This is a genomic window from Azospirillum sp. A26 (assembly GCF_042604635.1).
GTDB lineage: Bacteria > Pseudomonadota > Alphaproteobacteria > Azospirillales > Azospirillaceae > Azospirillum > Azospirillum palustre.
On sequence record NZ_CP170472.1, the window covers coordinates 1,774,168 to 1,790,872 of the forward strand.

16 protein-coding genes and 3 tRNA genes are annotated in these 16,705 nt (G+C 66.4%); 7 read left to right on the forward strand and 12 right to left on the reverse strand.

Features of this window, described 5'->3' with window-relative positions; translation table 11 throughout:
- Positions 1–278: 278 nt before the first annotated feature.
- From ABNQ39_RS09000 to ABNQ39_RS09010, 3 genes are all read right to left on the reverse strand, one after another.
- Positions 279–1,223, reverse strand: coding sequence for an AEC family transporter (locus tag ABNQ39_RS09000; protein WP_376956986.1), 945 nt, complete (start codon positions 1,221–1,223; stop codon positions 279–281).
- Positions 1,224–1,305: 82 nt separating this feature from the next.
- The gene (locus ABNQ39_RS09005; RefSeq protein WP_098739234.1) at positions 1,306–1,974 is read right to left on the reverse strand and encodes an RraA family protein; all 669 of its coding nucleotides are present in this window, start codon (positions 1,972–1,974) and stop codon (positions 1,306–1,308) included.
- 800 nt (positions 1,975–2,774) lie between these two features.
- A tRNA-Gly gene (locus tag ABNQ39_RS09010) sits at positions 2,775–2,849 on the reverse strand.
- A gap of 161 nt (positions 2,850–3,010) precedes the next feature.
- On the opposite strand from ABNQ39_RS09010, the gene ABNQ39_RS09015 reads away from it, so the two are divergent.
- The 5 genes from ABNQ39_RS09015 to ABNQ39_RS09035 all read left to right on the forward strand — a co-directional run bounded on the left by ABNQ39_RS09015 (position 3,011) and on the right by ABNQ39_RS09035 (position 6,101).
- Entirely contained in the window at positions 3,011–3,571 is a 561-nt protein-coding gene (locus tag ABNQ39_RS09015; protein WP_109048127.1) for a prolyl-tRNA synthetase associated domain-containing protein, read from the forward strand.
- 169 nt (positions 3,572–3,740) lie between these two features.
- Positions 3,741–4,703, forward strand: a complete 963-nt coding sequence (locus ABNQ39_RS09020) for a tetratricopeptide repeat protein (protein ID WP_376956989.1) — start codon at positions 3,741–3,743, stop codon at positions 4,701–4,703.
- Positions 4,704–4,761: 58 nt separating this feature from the next.
- Positions 4,762–5,430: an LON peptidase substrate-binding domain-containing protein gene (locus ABNQ39_RS09025; protein WP_376956991.1), complete on the forward strand. Its 669-nt coding sequence runs from the start codon at positions 4,762–4,764 to the stop codon at positions 5,428–5,430.
- Between the two features lie 45 nt (positions 5,431–5,475).
- Positions 5,476–5,706 (forward strand): Trm112 family protein, encoded by a 231-nt coding sequence (locus ABNQ39_RS09030; protein ID WP_098739230.1) that lies wholly within the window; start codon positions 5,476–5,478, stop codon positions 5,704–5,706.
- Positions 5,703–6,101 carry a gamma-butyrobetaine hydroxylase-like domain-containing protein gene (locus ABNQ39_RS09035; protein ID WP_376956993.1) on the forward strand — a complete coding sequence of 133 codons (399 nt, stop codon included), beginning with the start codon at positions 5,703–5,705 and terminating at the stop codon, positions 6,099–6,101. The genes ABNQ39_RS09030 and ABNQ39_RS09035 overlap by 4 nt, the downstream gene beginning before the upstream one ends.
- A gap of 42 nt (positions 6,102–6,143) precedes the next feature.
- On the opposite strand, the gene ABNQ39_RS09040 is transcribed toward ABNQ39_RS09035, so the two are convergent.
- The 4 genes from ABNQ39_RS09040 to ABNQ39_RS09055 all read right to left on the reverse strand — a co-directional run bounded on the left by ABNQ39_RS09040 (position 6,144) and on the right by ABNQ39_RS09055 (position 11,325).
- A complete protein-coding gene (locus ABNQ39_RS09040) occupies positions 6,144–7,658 on the reverse strand; it encodes a UbiD family decarboxylase (RefSeq protein ID WP_376956995.1) in 1,515 nt (504 codons plus the stop codon).
- Positions 7,659–7,852: 194 nt separating this feature from the next.
- The gene (phbB, locus tag ABNQ39_RS09045) at positions 7,853–8,575 is read right to left on the reverse strand and encodes an acetoacetyl-CoA reductase (RefSeq protein ID WP_063635164.1); all 723 of its coding nucleotides are present in this window, start codon (positions 8,573–8,575) and stop codon (positions 7,853–7,855) included.
- A 147-nt stretch (positions 8,576–8,722) separates the two neighbouring features.
- Positions 8,723–9,898 (reverse strand): acetyl-CoA C-acetyltransferase, encoded by a 1,176-nt coding sequence (locus ABNQ39_RS09050; protein WP_376956998.1) that lies wholly within the window; start codon positions 9,896–9,898, stop codon positions 8,723–8,725.
- Between the two features lie 113 nt (positions 9,899–10,011).
- Entirely contained in the window at positions 10,012–11,325 is a 1,314-nt protein-coding gene (locus tag ABNQ39_RS09055; protein WP_376957000.1) for an alpha/beta fold hydrolase, read from the reverse strand.
- A gap of 591 nt (positions 11,326–11,916) precedes the next feature.
- Here ABNQ39_RS09055 and phaR point away from each other — a divergent pair.
- Positions 11,917–12,567, forward strand: coding sequence for a polyhydroxyalkanoate synthesis repressor PhaR (gene phaR / locus ABNQ39_RS09060; RefSeq protein ID WP_109048134.1), 651 nt, complete (start codon positions 11,917–11,919; stop codon positions 12,565–12,567).
- Positions 12,568–12,789: 222 nt separating this feature from the next.
- On the forward strand, positions 12,790–13,008 hold the full coding sequence (locus tag ABNQ39_RS09065) for a hypothetical protein (protein ID WP_376957002.1): 219 nt from the start codon (positions 12,790–12,792) through the stop codon (positions 13,006–13,008).
- A gap of 27 nt (positions 13,009–13,035) precedes the next feature.
- Here ABNQ39_RS09065 and ABNQ39_RS09070 read toward each other — a convergent pair whose 3' ends face one another.
- From ABNQ39_RS09070 to ABNQ39_RS09090, 5 genes are all read right to left on the reverse strand, one after another.
- Entirely contained in the window at positions 13,036–14,151 is a 1,116-nt protein-coding gene (locus tag ABNQ39_RS09070; protein ID WP_376957004.1) for a glutathionylspermidine synthase family protein, read from the reverse strand.
- A gap of 494 nt (positions 14,152–14,645) precedes the next feature.
- Positions 14,646–15,026 (reverse strand): hypothetical protein, encoded by a 381-nt coding sequence (locus ABNQ39_RS09075; RefSeq protein WP_376957006.1) that lies wholly within the window; start codon positions 15,024–15,026, stop codon positions 14,646–14,648.
- Between the two features lie 281 nt (positions 15,027–15,307).
- A tRNA-Ala gene (locus ABNQ39_RS09080) sits at positions 15,308–15,383 on the reverse strand.
- Positions 15,384–15,421: 38 nt separating this feature from the next.
- Positions 15,422–15,508: transfer RNA gene (locus ABNQ39_RS09085), tRNA-Leu, on the reverse strand.
- A 121-nt stretch (positions 15,509–15,629) separates the two neighbouring features.
- A complete protein-coding gene (locus tag ABNQ39_RS09090) occupies positions 15,630–16,571 on the reverse strand; it encodes an SAM-dependent methyltransferase (protein ID WP_376957008.1) in 942 nt (313 codons plus the stop codon).
- Positions 16,572–16,705: the final 134 nt, after the last annotated feature.

Here is a 16,705-nt window from a genome sequence, read left to right on the forward strand (position 1 = left end):
AAGCCGGCCAGTTTCCGCCACCGAGGCGGCGACTTATCACATTCCGTGTTCTGGAAGATCAAGACACAGCCTTGCCGATATCAGAATGCTTAGAAATTCATACAATTAGAGGCTAACAGGATTTTCCTCTCCCATCAATGGCGGTAATAGCGGCCACACTGCCGCATGCAGCGTGAAATACGCCGCCACACCCTTTGGATGGATCGGCGGACGCATCAAGTAAATTCACCGTATTGGAACTTGATCCGGCAATACCCGCGGACCGCTCCGGCCCGGCGTCAGCCTGCGGACGACACCATGAAGGCGATGGAGATCGACACCGGCGACAGCAGAGTGGAGATCAGCAGAGACATCGACACCACCTCGCGCCCGGCATTGTAGCGCTCCGCGAAAACATAGGCGTTGATGCCGATGGGCAGGGCCGCGGCGGTCACGGCCGGGGCGACCCACAGCGGCGGCAGGTCGAAGACCTGGGTGGCCAGCAGCCAGGTCAGCAGCGGGTGCAGCCCGGTCTTCAACAGCGCCACCACGGTGGCCGGCAGCACCGCGCCCGAGGCCGGGCTGAGCGCCAGCGATGCCCCCAGCGTGAAGCAGGCGCAGGGAAGAACCGTCTGCGCCATCATGGTGAAGCTCTTCATCACCATGGGCGGGATCGCCAGATGGAGCAAATTGGCGGCCAGCCCCAAAATGACCGATACCACCAGCGGGCTGGTCAACGTCGCCTTGGCGGCGTCCAACGTCGCCTTCACCGGCCGTCCGGCCCGGCCGCTGCGCGCCGATCGCTGGGTTTCCGCCAGCATGGTGGCCGAGGTGAACAGCAGGGGCGATTGGAAGACGATCAGCAGCATCACCGGCACCGCCACGGTCGGCCCATAGGCCTCCATGATGATCGGCGACCCCAGCAGCGCGATGTTGGAAAAGGAGCTGGCAAGGCCGATGGGAGCGATCTGTTCCCGCCGGCCGGCCATCCGCATCCACAGTCCGCCGACAAGGAAGACCGCGACCGCCGCGATGTAGAAGGAGCCCAGCACCGCCCATTCCAGCGGGTCCGGAATGTCCGCCCGCGCCATGTTGGAAAAGAGCAGCGCCGGCAGCGCATAGATGCCGAGGAAACGGGAAAGCCCCTGGACCATCGCAGTGCTGAAGCCACGGTAGCGCGCCGCCCAGAAACCAAGCGCGATCAGGCCGAACATCGGCAGGACGATCTGGAAAATCAGCGACATGGACGCGGCACCATGGGGGCGGGGTCGGCAACGGCCGACAATGCGGCCGACGATGCGGGGGCTTTCCTTTACACGGTTCCGCTCAGTCGGCGGGAACGATCTCCAGCGGCGGGACGCCCAGCACGTCCACCAGGGTGGCGCCGGCCTCGATCTGCTCGGTCCATTTGCGCTCGCGCTCCAGCAGGGCGAGGCTCTGGGTCAGGGCGGCGTCGGCGAAGGCCAGCGGCACCACGACCACGCCGTCCTCGTCGCCCAGGATCAGGTCGCCGGGATTGACCGGCACGCCGCCGATGGCCGCGATGACGTCCATCTTGCCGCCGAAATTCTTGTGCGGACCGCGGGCAACGGCACCCTTGGCGAAGACCGGCAGGCCCAGCCCGCGGATTTCGTGCAGGTCGCGGACCGAGCCGTCGACAACCAGACCGCCCAGCGCACGCCGCTTGCAGCAGCGCACCACCCATTCGCCGGCCAGCGCCACATCGTCCAGGCCGCCGCCGGCCACCACCACCACGTCACCTGGTTCCGCCAGACTGACGGCGTGGTGCACCATGCTGTTGTCGCCGGGCATGGTGACGACGGTGCGGGCCTGACCGCAGATGCGCATCCCGGGGACCATCGGCTTGATCCGCGAATCCATGCTCTGACACCGGTTCATCGCGTCGGAGGCGACGCTGCTGGGAACCGACGACCATTTGGCGAGGGCATCGGTGGACAGCCGGGGATAGTCGACAAGATAGCGCTGCATAGCCATGACGGTTTCCTTTCCTGGTATCTGGGTCTTGCTATCCGGGCTTCGTATCCGGGTCGGGAGGTTGGGGTCGAAGTCCGGAGGGGCGGAGGTCGGCAGAGGCCCCCGGTGAGGGACCATCTCTCGATTCCGGCGAAGTTGGACGGGGTGGGGCAGGGGCGGAGCCGAACCGTGCTTTCAGCCATCCCGAATTCCTGCGCCGAATTCCTGCCGGAACCGTGGCGGTGAAGCGGTGCCGGCCGAGCGAAGGCAAATGGCCGGAGCATCCTTCCACGGGAATGTTTCTGAATTTTGACCCGATTTTCCGCAGAGTATCTTCGTTCGCCACAACCCCCGGAGCCTTAGACGCTATTTATTTAGATTTTGAAGTGTACCTCTCCATGCGGTCATACGCAAGGAGGTTGACAATCTGTAAATAAGCCATAGGAAATTCCGCAGCTCATTTCGGATTATTGAAACGCGATATACAGCCTGAACGAGAAATTTTCGGGAAATCACAGCAGCTCCTGACGACAGGCACAACTGCGGCCATGCTGAACGGTCTTTGGCTGGAGCGGCAGGCTCATCACGCTGTTTCAGCCCCGCCAGCCGCCTACAATTGTATGACGATCAGGCTTTGACTTGCCGCAATTGAAAGCTGAAAGAATGAGATGGGCGATCATCCCGCCCGGAGTCATTCTCAGCGGACCGCAGGCCGGCAAGTCCGGATGGGCTGGAAACAGGAGGGAGAAAATGCGAAAGGCCGGCACCCGAAGGTCCGGCCTTTTGAAATCGCGTGCTCCAGCGTAAAGTCTGGAGGAAACTGGAGCGGGCGAAGGGATTCGAACCCTCGACCCCAACCTTGGCAAGGTTGTGCTCTACCCCTGAGCTACGCCCGCGCTCCATTCCATCGTCCGGCGTTTCATCGGTTCAGACCGTTGTCGCTGCCGTCCGGCGGTGTGCGGCGGACTATACTCATCGGCCGACGCAATGCAAGTGCCTTGTTTCAGTTTTTTTCACCGGCTGGACGATTTTCCGCACGCCCGGTACAAGGGCTGTCATGGACACCGCATCGACCTCCCTTCCGGACGCCTCCCTTCCCGATGGGGACGCGCCGCTGCCGACCTCGCCGGACCAACTGCTGGCGCGGCTCGACGCGCTGGGCATCCAGGCGACCACGCACAGCCACCCGCCGCTGCACACGGTGGAGGAAAGCAAGGCCCTGCGTGGCGCCCTGCCCGGCGGCCATTGCAAGAACCTGTTCCTGAAGGACAAGAAGGACCAGCATTGGCTGGTGGTGGCGCTGGAGGATGCGAAAATCGACCTGAACCGGCTGGACAAGGCCATCGGGTCGGCACGGCTGTCCTTCGCCTCGGCGGAGCGGCTTTGGCGCTTCCTCGGCATCCGGCCGGGATCGGTCACGCCCTTCTCCCTGGTCAACGACACCGGACACAAGGTGCGCGTGGTCCTCCAGCAGGCGATGATGGAGCATGACCTGCTGAACTATCACCCGCTGCTGAACGACCGCACCACCGCGATCCGGCGGGACGACCTGATGCGCTTCATCCGCGCCTGCGGGCATGAGCCGGCAATCGTCGAGTTCGGCCGCACGCAGGAGTGACGGGCCGGCGCCTCTGCGCAACGCCTGTCCACGCAATGCTTGCTTGAGTCGCCCCGCACGCTCACATATGTCGCCAACGATGAGGATCCGGGCCGGCCGGATCGGCAACTCCATGGCCCACCGGGATGTCCTAATGGGCCAGGCATCACCAACGGGACCGAAACACGCCATGTTCTCCATGCCCCCCGCCAACGGGTCCAAGCCCGCCGCTCCCGCCGCCGGTTCCGCCCCCGGTGCCGCTGAGATCGTCAAGGACAGCACCGACCGCGCCTTCATGGCCGACGTGATCGAGGCCTCGCGCGACGTCCCGGTGATCGTCGATTTCTGGGCGCCCTGGTGCGGCCCCTGCAAGCAGCTGGGCCCGATCATCGAGAAGGTGGTGCGCGCCGCCAAGGGCGCGGTCCGCCTGGTGAAGATCGACACCGACGCCAACCCGATGATCGCCTCGCAGCTGCGCGTGCAGTCGATCCCGGCGGTCTATGCCTTCTTCCAGGGCCGTCCGGTCGACGGCTTCATGGGCGCCCTGCCCGAATCGCAGGTGAAGGCCTTCGTCGACAAGCTGGTGGCGCTGGCCAAGCAGGCCGGTGCCGGCGGCGGTGCCGACGACATGCTGGAGGAGGCCTTCGCCCAGGCCAAGGAGATGCTGGAGGGCGGCGACCTGCAGGGCGCACTCGACCTCTACAGCCAGATCATGCAGGCCGAGCCGGAAAACGCCCAGGCCTATGCCGGCATCGTCCGCTGCCTGATCGCCGCCGGCGATCTGGAGAACGCCAAGCAGATGCTGGCCCAGGCCCCGGAAGCCATCGCCAAGGACAAGGAGCTGGCCAACGTCCGCGCCGCTCTCGACGTGGCGGAACAGGCCGCCAACGCCGGCCCGATCCCGGAGCTGATGGAAAAGGTCGCCCACGACCCGAACGACCATGCCTCGCGCTTCGATCTCGCCATGGCGCTGTTCGCCGCCGGCAAGCGCGAAGCGGCGGTGGACGAGCTGCTGGAGATCTTCAAGCGCGACCGGACCTGGAACGAGGACGGCGCCCGCAAGCAGCTGGTGAAGTTCTTCGAGGCGTTCGGCCAGACCGACCCGCTGACGGTGAAGACCCGCCGCCGCCTGTCGACCATGATGTTCAGCTGACGCTTTTTCCGAAAAGAGGACGGCTGTTCCATCGGCGAAGGGGTTCTATCTGATTGGCATGACCAGAAACCCCTTCGACCCCGAGTTCAGCCAATTGCCGGCGATGATGCCGATCTTCCCGCTGGCCGGCGTCCTGCTGCTGCCGCGGGCGCGGCTGCCGCTGAACGTCTTCGAGCCGCGCTATCTCGCCATGGTCGAGGATGCGCTGGGCAGCGGCCGCATGATCGGCATGATCCAGCCCCTCGACCCCGCCGGGCGGGAGCGCGAGCCGGCCGTCTATAACTGCGGCTGCGCCGGCCGCATCACCAGCTTCGCCGAGACCGATGACGGCCGATGCCTCATCACCCTGACCGGGGTCGCCCGGTTCGAGATCGGGCGGGAGGTGGAAGGTGCGCGCGGCTATCGGCGGGTCGTTCCCGACTGGCGCCCCTTCCGCGCCGACCTGGAACCCGAGTCCTGCGGCGACATCGACCGCAACCGGCTGCTCGGCGTCCTGAAGACCTACTTCCGGGTCCAGGGCCTGTCGGTCGACTGGAAATCCATTGAATCGACGCTGGATGAACGGCTGGTCAACTCGCTGGCGATGATCTGCCCCTTCACGCCTGGTGAAAAACAGGCGCTGCTGGAGGCGCCGACCCTGGCGGAACGTGGGAAGCTCTTGATCGGGCTGGTCGAGATGGCCATTCTCGACAGCCATGACGGGGACGGCCCGCCGCCCAAGCACTGATTCCTTCCAATCACCGCCTTTCTTCCAATCACCACGAGACACGACATGGCGACGCCAGAGGACAAGAGCAGCGAAGCGAAAACCAACGCCCGCGTCGATCCGAAGCTGCTGGAGATCCTGGTCTGCCCGCTGACCAAGGGTCCGCTACGTTATGACGCCGAGCGTGCGGAGCTGGTCAGCGAGCGCGCCGGTCTGGCCTATCCGATTCGCGACGGCATCCCGATCATGCTGATCGACGAGGCCCGCAGCCTGGACAAGGCGGGGGCGTCGCGATGAGTGCAGGCGCCGATGCGGGCGATGGATTCGGCACGGTCCACTGGCCGACCGAGATCCGCCTGAAGAAGGAGGAGAAGCGTCTGGAGGTCGATTTCGACGACGGCCGGACCTTCTCCTACCCGGCGGAGTTCCTGCGCGTCGTCAGCCCGTCCGCCGAGGTCCAGGGCCACAACCCCAGCCAGAAGCAGACGGTCGCCGGCCGCCGCCATGTTGGCATCATGCGGCTGGAGCAGGTCGGCAACTACGCCATCCGCATCGTCTTCGACGACCTGCACGACAGCGGCATCTTCACTTGGAAATACCTCTACGAGATCGGCACCGAACAGGACGCCTTGTGGGCCGAATATCTCGGAGAGTTGCAGGCCAAGGGCCTGAGCCGCGATCCGCGGCGGTGATGGACTCCCTCTCCCGACCCCGGCCGGGAGAGGGTGGCTCACTCACGTCTTCCAGATCGGCTTCCCGCTGCCCGGCAGGCCGTAGAGGTCCCATTTCCGGCTGACCGCCTCGACGACCTCGTCGGTCATGTGCAGCTTCTCACCCCACTCGCGCTTGGTTTCCGGCGGCCATTTGTTGGTGGCGTCGAGGCCGACCTTGCCGCCGAGCCCCGAGTCCGGGCTGGCGAAGTCGAGATAGTCGATGGGCGTGCCTTCGATCACTGTGATGTCGCGGGCCGGATCCATGCGGGTGGAGATCGCCCACATCACGTCCTTCCAGTTCCGCGCGTCGATGTCGTCGTCCACGACGATCACCCACTTGGTGTACATGAACTGGCGCAGGAAGGACCAGACCCCCATCATCACCCGCTTGGCATGGCCGGGATAGGCCTTCTTCATGCTGACCACGGCGATGCGGTAGGAACAGCCTTCCGGCGGCAGCCAGAAATCGACGATCTCCGGAAACTGCTGAATCAGCAGCGGGATGAACACCTCGTTCAGCGCCTCGCCCAGCACCGACGGCTCGTCGGGCGGACGGCCGGTGAAGGTGGAGAGGTAGATCGGCTTGCGCCGCATCGTCATGGCGGTGACGGTGAAGACCGGGAAGGGCTCGACCGAGTTGTAATAGCCGGTGTGGTCGCCGTACGGTCCCTCGTCGGCATACTCGTCCAGGCTGACATGGCCTTCCAGGACGATCTCAGCCTGGGCCGGCACTTTGAGCGGCACCGTCTTGCACTCCACCAGCTCCACCTTTTTGCCGCGCAGCAGGCCGGCGAACTGGTATTCCGACAGGGTGTCGGGCACCGGCGTCACCGCGGCCAGGATGGTGCCGGGATCGGCCCCCAGCACGACGGCACAGGGCAGCGGCTCGCGCTTGCCGCTGGCGGCCCAGCGGTGATGATGCTGGGCGCCGCCGCGGTGCTTCAGCCAGCGCATGATCGTCTTGTTCTTCCCCAGCACCTGCATGCGGTAGATGCCGAGGTTGAAGTCGTCCTCGCGCTTCCCGGTCGGCCCCTTGGTAACCACCAGCGGCCAGGTGATCAGCGGCGCCGGTTCGCCCGGCCAGCAGCTCTGCACCGGCAGGCGACCGAGGTCGATGTCGTCGCCTGTCAGCACCACCTCCTGGCAGGGGGCCGAGCCGACCGTCTTCGGCTTCATCGACAGCACGGTCTTGGCCAGCGGGATCAGTTCCAGCGCCTCGCGGAATCCGCCCGGCGGTTCCGGCTGCTTGAGGAAGGCCAACGTCTCGCCGACGGCGCGCAGCTGGTGCGGCTCGCGGTCCATCCCCCAAGCGACCCGCTCGACCGTGCCGAACAGGTTGACCAACACCGGCATCTCCGAGCGCGTGCCGTCGGCCTTGATGACGTTCTCGAATAGCACCGCCGGACCGTTCTCGGCCAGCAGGCGGGTCTGGATCTCGGTCATCTCCAGCACGCTGGACACCGGCTCCTTCACCACCACCAGCCGCCCCGCCTTCTCCAGCCGGTCGATGAAGTCGCGCAACGAGGTGTAGGGCATCGCAGGGTGTCCAATGTGGTGGTGCGTCCGAAACGGACGATAACCTTCAACTCGGCGGCCGGTCCGTCAAGTGCGGTGGAGGCTGTTTCAAAAACAAAACCCCTTCCCCACCCCAGCTGGACCAGAGGTCCGGCCGGGTGCGGGAAAGGGGCTTCTCAGACCTAACGAACCGGGATGCGAGCCCCGGTTCCGGATCAGTACATGTGCTGGCCGCCGTTGACCGACAGGGTCGAGCCGGTCATGAAGCCGTTGTCGTCGTCGACGAGGTACAGCACGGCCTTGGCGATCTCAGACGCGCGGCCGAGACGGCCGACTGGGATGCGGGCGACGATTTTTTCCAGCACGTTGGCCGGGACCGCGCGCACCATGTCGGTGTCGATGTAGCCGGGGGCGATGGCGTTGACGGTGATGCCCTTGGCGGCGCTTTCCTGCGCCAGCGCCTTGGTGAAGCCGTGGATGCCGGACTTCGCCGCGGCGTAGTTGACCTGACCATACTGGCCGGCCTGGCCGTTGACCGAGCCGATGTTGACGATGCGGCCGAAACCACGCTCGCGCATGCCGTCGATGACATTGCGGCACATGTTGAAGCAGGAGGACAGGTTGGTGTGGATCACCTTCTCCCACTGATCGTAGGTCATGCGGTGCATCACGCCGTCACGGGTGATGCCGGCGTTATTGATGAGCACGTCGACCGGGCCCAGGTCGGACTCGATCGCAGCGATCCCCTTCTTGCAGGCGTCGAAGTCCGCGACGTCGAACTTGTATGTCGGGATGCCGGTGCGGGCGGTGAATTCCTCGGCCGCCTGATCGTTGCCGGCATAGTTGGCGGCGACCTTGTAGCCGGCATTCTTCAGGGCGACGGCAACCGCCTCGCCGATGCCGCGGGTGCCACCAGTGACGACTGCAACACGAGCCATAGTTCTTCTCCCCAGATTTAGTGATGGTTGGTTGGTTTCTTGACTTTTTATTGTTGGGCATGGAACTCCCTCCGCAGGTCCGGCGGATATCCCATGCCTTCAAGCGAAGCGGGCCGCTTCCATGTCCAAAAGCGGCCCGTCCGGTCCTCAGTCGCGCTGGACGCAGAGGGCGATGCCCATGCCACCACCGATGCACAGGGTGGCGAGGCCCTTCTTCGCATCACGCTTCTGCATCTCGAACAGCAGCGTGGTCAGCACGCGGGCGCCCGACGCGCCGACCGGATGGCCGAGCGCGATGGCCCCGCCATTGACGTTGACCTTGCCGGTGTCCCAGCCGAGGTCCTTGTTGACGGCCAGCGCCTGGGCGGCGAAGGCCTCGTTCGCCTCGATCAGGTCGAGGTCGTCGACGGTCCAGCCGGCCTTTTCCAGCGCCTTGCGCGAGGCCGGGATCGGGCCGGTGCCCATGATCGCCGGATCGACGCCGGCGGTCGCCCAGGAGACGATGCGGGCCAGCGGGGTGACGCCGCGCTTGGCCGCGTTCTCCGCCGTCATCAGCACCAGGGCGGCGGCGCCGTCATTGATGCCCGAGGCGTTGCCGGCGGTCACCGTGCCGTCCTTCGAGAAGGCCGGGCGCAGCTTGGCCAGCGATTCCTCCGTGGTGCCGTGCTTCGGGTACTCGTCGTCCGAGACGACGACGTCGCCCTTGCGGCCCTTGATGGTGACCGGAACGATCTCGTCCTTGAAGCGGCCGGCCTTCTGGGCGGCCTCGGCCTTCTGCTGGCTGGCGGCGGCGAAGGCGTCCTGCTCCTGGCGGGTCAGCTGCCACTTCTGGGCGACGTTCTCCGCGGTGTTGCCCATGTGATAGCCATGGAAGGCGTCGGTCAGGCCGTCGCGCAGCATGGTGTCGAGCAGTTCGGCGGACCCCATCTTGGTGCCGTTGCGCAGATGCATGACGTGCGGGGCCATGCTCATGCTTTCCTGGCCGCCGACGACCAGGATGTCGGCGTCGCCGTTCTTGATTGCCTGATAGCCGAGAGCCACGGTGCGCAGACCGGACCCGCAGAGCTGGTTGACGCCGATGGCGGTCGCCTCAACCGGGATGCCGGCGTTGACGGCGGCCTGACGGGCCGGGTTCTGACCCTGGCCGGCGGTCAGGATCTGGCCAAAGATCACCTCGTTCACTTCCGCCGCGTCGGTCTTGGCGCGGGCCAGCGCTTCGCGGATCGCGACCTCGCCCAGAACATGGGCGGGAACGGCGCTGAGGGCGCCGTTGAAGCTGCCGATGGGCGTACGGGCGGCACCGGCGATGACAACCTCGGTCATTGAACGCTCCTCGAAATAGGACAGTTTTATTATAGCGCTGGTGGGACGCTCGGAGTGATTCTTACCTTAAGTCGGGCAATATGACGGGTGCAAGCTGGCCGAAGGTCGCGGCGCTAACCTGTCGCAGCAAGCCATTCGGCCAGAGGATTCCACACTCCGGTTTCGGCACCGGCGCTCACCACCATACCGATATGGCCAAGCGGCGGCCGCAGAATTCTGGCACGGGGAATCGCGGCGGGCAGCGCCAGGGCCGAGGCCGGCGGGACGATCCGGTCGCGCTCCGGGATGAGGGCGAGCGTCGGCACGCGGATGGCGCCGGGATCGACCGGCAGCCCGGCGACCATCCAGGCCCCCGCCATCGTGTCGTTGCGCCCGTACCAGCCGGCCAGCGCGTCGCGCGCCACCCCGGCCACCAGCGGCACCCCGTCGTTCAGCCAATCCTCCAGCGCGACGAAGGCGGTGGCGGCACGGGAGCCGGGCGCCATGCGGGCGAAACCGGAGAATTTCTTCAGCGCCAGCAGCGGGTCGAGCTGAGCGAACAGCGCCTGCAGGGCGTCGGTCGGCAGTTCGCCCCAGCGGTCCAGCACCGGGCCCCAGGGTTGGATGAAGGTCGCCACCCGGCGGGCGGTCGCCGCATCCTCCGCATGGAAGTCCCAGGGCGTCGCCATCAGCCCCAACCCGGCGAGCGAACGCGGCCGGCGCTGCGCCAGAGCCGCGGCCAGCAGCCCGCCCATGCAGTAGCCGACCACCGGGACCGGCGTGCCGGCCGTCTCCACGGCGAAGTCCAGCGCGCGTTCCAGCCGTCCGGCGATGTAGTCGGTCAGGGTGAAGCGCCGCTCCAGCGGCCCCGGCCTGCCCCAATCGAGCAGGAGCGGCCGGAAACCATGCGCCGCCAGCCAGCGCATCAGGCTCTTGTCGCGCGACAGGTCGAGGATATAGGCGCGGTTGACCAGCGACGGCACGAACAGAACCGGCCGCCCGCCCTCTCCCTGGCCGTAATCCAGCAGACGCGATCCGCCTTCCGACCAGATCACCGGCGGATCGGGCAGGTCGCGGCGGTAGGGGTGGCTGCGATAGTGCTCGACCCCGGTCAGGACGGCGTCGATGCGGCGGCGGATCTCCCGGTCAACCTCCCTGGCCAGACGGTCGCCGGGACCTGGTGCCCTTTCCTGCACTCGGGCGCCCTGCATCCGGTCCGCCCGCGCCATGTCCTCCCGCAGTACCGCCGCCCGGCTCCGCAGGGCCGGGTTCCAGGGAAGCGAGCCGCTCCTCAAGTGCGGCAATGCGGCCGACGAGCTGAGCAAGCTGGCCAGAGCCGCCATCAGATGGAGCGCCAGAGGGCGCGGTCCCTGCCGTTTCACCGGCCCCGCTGCCGGATTGGGCGGAGCCTCGCCCGTCTGCCTGTCGTCCGCCAGACGCTCGCTCATCGGAAGGCTGTCCGTGTTGGGGGGAGCCGCTGTTCGGGAATGGCCAGGGGTGGGGATCCCAGCCGGTGCCAGGCATGGAACCGCCGCCGAACGCGCCGAACCCCGCCTGACCGAAGCCAAACGGTCCTGCCCCCTGCCCCATCATCTGGAACATGCGGGTCATCATGTCGGCCATCTCCGGATCGGCGGCGCAGGCCGTCCATTGGTCCTGCCACAGATCCAGGTACCGGCGCGCCAGCGTTTCATAGGAAGGCGGGTCGGCGGCGGACGGATCGGAGGGGCGGTCTGGATTCGACGGGTCGGCCATGGCCGGAGTATAGGGGCCGCCGGGCCGGCTTGACCAGTCCGGCATGGTCCCTTACCTGACCTTTCGGGTATCGGCGGGAGGCAACCGCTTGCGCAGCGATCCTCCATCCGCACCGCTGGGCCGAGCGCAACCGCGGCGCTATGCCGCGGCGCAACGCTGGACAAATTGCTATCCCTTCGAGTAGTCCTAATGACGGAACAATTTCCGCCGCCAGTCACGCGTGTTCCGGAACTCCATGACCTGGAACGTGACCTGGAACGCGTCCCTTCTTGAAAGATTCAGCGATGGCCGACAAGGAAGACCAGAAGTCCGCTCCGATCACGATCAAGAAGTACGCCAACCGGCGGCTCTACAACACCGCCACCAGCAGCTACGTCACGCTCGACCATCTCTGCCAGATGGTGAAGGACGGGCTGGACTTCGTGGTCTATGACGCGAAGACCGGGGAGGACATCACCCGGTCCGTTCTGACCCAGATCATCGTGGAAGAGGAAAGCAAGGGGCAGAACCTGCTGCCCATCAGCTTCCTGCGCCAGCTGATCGGCTTCTACGGCGACAACATGCAGTCCGTGGTGCCGCGCTATCTGGAATATTCGATGCAGGCCTTCTCGCGCAATCAGGAGCAGATGCGCGACTATTTCCAGAACACGCTGGGCGGCATGTTCCCGTTCGGCCGGCTGGACGAGGTCAGCAAGCAGAACATGGCGATGTTCGAACGCGCCATGCGCATGTTCACCCCCTTTGGCGCCCCCGGCGCCGGGGATGAGGTGCCCGGCGCGCAGCGCCCGGCCGGCCAGCCCGGCCAGGGGGGCAACGCCGCGCCCGCCGCCAATCCGGGCGGCGCCACCTTCGATGAATTGCAGAAGCAGATCGACGAATTGCAGAAGCAGATCGCCAGCATCGCCATTCCCGGCAGCAAGTCGGACACGAAGTGACGGGCAGCCGGCTCCGTCCGGCAGAACAGGGTTCCGGTGCACGGGACGCGAGGAAGGCGGGGTCATACCCCGCCTTTTTCATTGCGCATGCGGGACCGGGGGCGCAGGCTTACCCCCGTGCATAGGGGGCACCTTCTCGTCCACGGCGCTGGTCCGGCTGATTTTTGGCAGGCTGATTTTTTGGATAGACCGGCCCGTCCAACCGTCAGGAGGGAACCGACCATGACCACCGAACTGACCGTTTCGATCACTATGGCCAGCGACGATCCGCGTGAGGTCACGCGGTTCGAGAACCTGCTGCGCGACTGGCTCAGCCATCAGTCCGGCGTGGCCGGTATGGCCATCGCCGACCGCGGCAACGATGCGGCTGCCGAAAGCATCTGGCGCGCCGCCCGCAAGGCGACCTTCGGCCCGGCATTGAAGAACCCGTTCGCGCCCTGACGGGTTGTCGGGACAGCCGGCGGGCAATCAGCCCCTGAACAGGTGCGGGACCATTGCCGCGTCCGGCCCGACACCGGCCCCCAGCCGCGGGTCGGTGGATTCCCGCACCGCCATGCCCAAGCACTTGTCGCCGACGATCCAGGCGTGCAGGACGGCGCGGGTGTCCTCCTCCCTGAAGCAGGACGGGGTTTCCAGCCAGACGGCACCATGGGCCGCGACATCCTCGCCGATGTCCGGCCCATCGTCGGCGATCACCTCCCCATGCCGCAGCATCCGGGTCGGCGCACCGTCCAGCCCGTGCAGGGCGCGCGTGGTCACCGTATCGGCCCCGGCCACGCCGCTGGGGTCCAGTGCCGCACGGCACAGGTTCGGGTGGCGCGGGTACAGGTGGGACAGCACCGCCAGCAGGCCATGGTTCGACCACAGCCAGCACCACAGCGGCGACAGCACGCTCATGCCGCTGCTGCGCAGGCGCTGGAGGAAGCCGTCGTCGGCCAGTCCGTCCCACGGATAGAGCTTCGCCAGCCAGGAGATCGGCTGTCCCTCGTCGTCGAGGAAGCGGCGGCCGTCCCAGGCGATGGACTGGAGCGGCAGCAGGCGGGTGTCGATGCCGGCCTCCGCCGCGGTGGCGGCGAGATAGACCAGTTCGCCCTCGCGCACCGGGTCGGGGGTGGCGCAGGTCGCATGCATGCGGCCGCGGCCGGGCACGCCCATCGCCAACTCCTCCCAGCGCTCCACCAGCGCCTCGTGCAGGCCGTTGAACTGGTTGGCGTCCGGTGCCATCGCCTCGCGCCAGTTGCGCTGGATCAGCGAGGCGGCGAACAGCCCTTCGGTGGTGTCATAGTTGCACCCGAGCAGCTTGACGCTGTCGCGCCCGTCATAGGCCAGCGTCAACCGGCCGGCCAGCCCGCCAGCCCGTTCGTTGCGCCGTCCGCCGGCCCAGTAATCGACCCAGGACGCCTCCAGCATGCGCGCGAGATCGCCGCGGATGCCGAGCGAGGCGAACAGCTTGTGCTCCATCACATGGCGCACGGCGACGGCGATCATGCTGTGCAGTTCGTCCGCCACGCTTTCGATCAGGTCGATCTGCGAGGCGGTGAACTCGTAGACGGTGTCTTCCCGCCAGCCGGCCCCGGCCGACATGGCCCGCACACCATAGGGATATTTGCGGAGACCCGGGCGCCAGTCGGCCCGCGGCTTTATCGTCGTCCTGCGCATGCCAGTTCCGATCCCCGACCGTCAGTGCCGGCAGGCCGGGCGGCGAGCGGCCGAAGGCCGGCGCATGAAAGGCCACAGGGAAAAGGTGACGGGCGGCATGCTGGTCAACTGTCCACTGGTCAACGGTCAACTCCGGGGGAGGCCAATCCGACGCAGACGCGGATGCGCGCGACGCAATCGCTGCGACGCAAGCGCAGCCTTGCGTATGTAGCCTGCCGCGCCGCAGCGCGCCAGCACGCATCCGCAATAGCCCTCCCCCGACTGCGCGCAACGGGGCCGCATGGGACAAAGGTAAGCCACGCACCCTATCCCGGGCCAGTTGCTGCGCAACTCTGTCCGCTGCGGCGAAAGGCAGCAGCGGTCCGCGCCGGCGGGGACTAGTCGCCGGCACGGAACCGCCGCCTGTCAGCCGGTGCGCGTCAGATCAGCGGCGCCGACGGATGCCGTGCAAGCGAGCGCATCGCCCATAGGGCCAGACGGCCGCGGCGCGGCTTCATCGCAGCAACCGCCCGATGCAGCGGCGGCAATTGCGGAACCGCCGACAGGCCGGGGACCAGCACCGGGCCGTCGTCGCGCGAGCCGCCCATGCGCTGGAGCCGGCGGGCCGACAGCACGATGCGCAACACCTCTTCCTCGGACACCGTCCGGCGGGCCGGGACTGACGCGAGGCTTGCGGCCTCGCTCAAGACCGCCCGTTCGGCCAACAGCCCGGTCAGGCCCTTGGCAGCCGCCGTCAATGCAGCTTCATCGTAAAGGGCGAGGACAAGCGTCCTCAACCCGTGTTCCATCCGTGTGGACATGGTGGGCGCTCCGGAAAGATCGGAATGGCGTGCGATGTGGGTGCGTGTTTTTGTCGAAGCGTGCAGAAGAGAGTTTGCGGTTCGACAGGCGCGATTATCCGTGCGCGGCACCCGTTCGGCCATGCGCCCCAAGGTGGTAACACCCTGTCTGCGCCTTCCTGATGCGGAAAGGCCACAGTGGCTGTACCGATAAAGATCCCGGCGAGTTCGGTGGGGATCGGGGTGAATTCGAAAGATCGGGGATTGGCCGGGAATTTTCCGCCCCGGCAGGCGGCAGAGAATGGTGGAGCCAAGGAGGATCGAACTCCTGACCTCTACAATGCCATTGTAGCGCTCTCCCAGCTGAGCTATGGCCCCACTATACTTCTCTTACTCTTCACCAACACTGAAAGTGTTGGTGCGCTTGGAGGGACTCGAACCCCCACGGCCTTTCAGCCACTAGGACCTGAACCTAGCGCGTCTACCAATTCCGCCACAAGCGCGTCCGCGTTTCTTGGGGTCACGCGGGGCGCTCTATGTACCCAGAGCAGCGGCCGCGCTCAAGTGAAAAAATGCAATCGCGCAAAAGTTTTTTTCAGCAGGCACGGTCGGGGGCTGACGCCCCTACTCCGCCGGCTTGATCGCGTAGAAGCGGTAGACCCGCAAGCCGGCCTCGATGGCGGCGACGCGGCGGGCCCACAGCTCGACCTCCTCCATCACCGCCAGCTTGGTCGGGGTGTCGAGTTGGAATTTCTCCAGATGCTCGACCAGCCCCTGGATGGCGGACAGGATCAGGCCGCGGTGGGTGTCGGTGATGTCCTCGGCGATGCGCAGGTCGAGGTTGCGCTGGGCGAACGCATTGGCCATGCGGTCCTTGGGCCAGAGGTTCGGGGTCAGCGGCTCCTTGTCGCACCAGCTCTGCACCGCCTTTGCCCCCATCACATCCGCTTCGGCGATGTAATCGGTGATCAGCAGATGGCCGCGCGGCTTCAGCGCCAGTTCCATCCCGTCGAACATCTGTTCCTTGTCGCGGACGAAGAACAGGCCTTCCTTGTAGACGATGGCGTCGACGCGCTTGGGATAGCCGAAATGCTCGGGATTGAAGGTCTCGACCGGCGCCTTCTTCTCCAGGCCAAGCTTGAAGGAGCGGACCATGCCCTCCTTCGCCAGCAGCTCCGATGCCTCCAGTCCGGTGACCCAGCAGCCGTATTTGCCGGCCATGGTGCGGCTGGTGCCGCCCAGTCCGGCCGCGAGGTCGAGCACGCTCATCGCCGGGTTCAGGCCCAGCGGCTTGACCAGATAGGGGATGTGGTCGGCGCCGCCGGGGGTGTTGAAGCCCTCGCCCCACATCTTCTCCGCCACCTCGATGCGGGTGGCTGTCCACAGCGGCTTGCCCCAGCGGTTCATGCCCGGACCGGGCGCGGCAGGCTGCGGCTGTTCCGGTTCGGGCGCCGGCTCATCGCCTTTCTTCGCCTTCATGCCGGACAGGTCATAGCCTTCCCACCACGCATACAGGCGCGTCTTCAGGCTCGGTCCGTGTCCGGACGCTCCGTCCTTGTCCGTCATTTCCCCATGTCCGTCATCGCCGTGGCACCCCATCCGCCGAACGACTCCCGGCACCGCCGGCCACCCCCGGCCGACAGCACCCGGCACAGTATCCTTGCGGTTGTCCGGCGCGCACCGGACACACCATCCGCAAG